This is a genomic window from Ilumatobacter sp. (genome assembly GCF_041688325.1).
Taxonomy (GTDB): Bacteria; Actinomycetota; Acidimicrobiia; order Acidimicrobiales; family Ilumatobacteraceae; genus Ilumatobacter_A.
This window is the reverse complement of sequence record NZ_JBDNIJ010000440.1, coordinates 1-2,226: the sequence shown is the minus strand read 5'-3', so window position 1 is coordinate 2,226 and position 2,226 is coordinate 1. Positions and strand designations below refer to the sequence as shown.

Genomic DNA, 2,226 nt, shown 5'->3' with positions numbered 1-2,226 from the left:
TCGAGGTCGGGGTTCTTCGCAGGAGTCAGTTCCTTTTTGATCGCCGCTGGGTCGAAGCCCGGAGTTTTCGGGTTGATGACAACGTAGTCGGCGCTCGTCGTCGAGACTTCGCCATCGAGCAGACTGCTGGTCATGCTGATTGTCAGCGGGTGGGTTCCCGGCGTGGCAATGTCGGTGTCGACCGCCATCCGGACTCGGGTCGTCGATTCGGGGCCCACGGTGACGGAAACCGTCTTGTCGACCGGGAGGCCGGTGGTGAGGTTCAGTGTGTACTTCGCCGACGTCTTCGAGATGTTCGTGATGTCGATGAAGAGGTTCTGCTTGCCGGTCGTTCCGACGAACGTGTAGAACCCGGCCAAACCAACGGTGCCGTCGCCCGGCGCTGACAGCACCCCGAGCGCCACGGCCTGCTCATAGGTCAATTCGTCGTCGTCGGCTGTCGTCGTCAGAAGTCCCGCCGCGCCGGCACCGCCCACCGATCCGCCGTCGAACCGGATGTTCGTCCAGTCGTCGTAGGGCGTGCCGCCCGAGTAGTTGAGAAGAGGCGTCGTCGGTAGACCAACCAGCTGATACTTGTAGTTCATGATGCTCTTGTATGCGGTTCCGCCTTGCCCAGTCCCGGTCTTACCGCCACCGTGGTACAGATCAAGGTTGTGGCCGAGTTCGTGCATGAACGTGCCACGCTCTTGAATTCTGGTGAACCCGGCCTTACCCCACGGCCCGTCGGTGACCATGAAGTCCCCACCAGGGATACCATGCGACGAACCAGACGAATCCGTGGTGTTGCCCTGATAGCGGTCGGCGTAGACGGCGTAATGGAAGACTTCGGCCCGAGCGGTTTCGAAGTTCGTCTTCTTCAGGGCGTCGAACTCGCCCCACTTGCTGGCAGTAGTACCGAGGATCGGATCATGTGGCAACATGTTCGCCCTGGTCCGCGTTCCCCACTTGGCTCCCGTGACAGGATTCATTGTCGAGCCGGCACCTGCATCGATGTGCATGCGGATCGGGCCGCCCGGTGCGGCCGCGAAGGCCTTGACCACGTCATCGAGTGCGCTCTGCATCGGGCGGAAGTCTTTCCCGCCCTGACAAATGGTGGGAATCTCAGTTATCACGCCCTTGCAGGTCACCGGCAGGACCATTGCGTCGACCTCGATGAATATGTCCTTGACGGCCGGGTCTGCGCCCATCGCCTTCAGGTCGAGTTCGATGATGCCGTCGTTGTTGATGTCGACACCTTTGGTCTCCCAGGAATCGGGAATCGCGTCGCCGTCGGTGTCCTCGCGTGATTGCGCTCCCTTAACACATGTCATCCCGTACAGCCACCGCATGTTGTCGATAAGGACCGCGGAGTCGGGTTCGAATCCGCCGTCCTGGATTGCCAAGATCAACTTCATCGTCATGCCATCCGGGCCGAGCTCGACCGGCGTCAGAGCCGACAGCTTCGGCGTGGAGAAATCCATCTTCGTGCCGGTCGTTGAATCGATCCCGAAGCCGGTGTACGGCCCCATTGGCCTTCCCGGAACATCCGTCGCGAAGTTGCGCGGGGCAATGACTTCGTAACCAGGAGCGTTGCCGATCGGGGTCTGGTCGACCGTCAGTTCGCTCTGGTTGATTTCCGCGGTGAAAATGTCGTTGCCGTACTTCCCGTACTCGCCGCTGTTATTGGGATTGGGCTCGGTCAGGAAGGCGAAGTCAAATGTCAGGCAACGCGCTTGGCTCGGTGGGCGCAGAACCAGATCAACCCGTGTGAGGTCGCCTCCGTCGAGGCTGTTCGGGGCATCGAGATCGGTGGAGGCAAGCTGGTCCGATGTGCCAACGACGTCGCTGGCGAGACCTGTCGACAAGATCATGTAACTCGAACCTTCTGTGGGGAAGTCTCCAATCGGAGCAGTCCCAACGCCGTAGGCCCGTGAGTCAGCCGACGTCGAGGTGCTCACGATTTGAGCGGCGGGCAGGTCGAGCGCCGCGGTAACGGAGACAGGCAGTGCAGCGGCGGCCACCGGCTGTGCGCCACTTGACGAGACGGCAACAACCGTCGCAACCATACTGACGGCAACCAGGACGCGACCCGTGCCAGAAAAACGCCGAACAGATGATGAAGACATCGAAACCCTCCCAAAGGGGATGCGAGCCCACGAAGCTCACAACACAGCCAAACGTATCAGATTCGACAATTTGATGACATCTTGTACTGCAGCCGTTCAAGCGTCCGGGTGACAACTGCCC

The 2,226-nt window shown here is 60.6% G+C and carries 1 pseudogene; it reads right to left on the bottom strand.

Annotation, left to right across the window (positions count from 1 at the left end):
- Nucleotides 1-2,105 (bottom strand): annotated as a pseudogene (locus ACH2EI_RS21350) (hypothetical protein); the annotation flags it as partial.
- Nucleotides 2,106-2,226 lie beyond the last annotated feature (121 nt).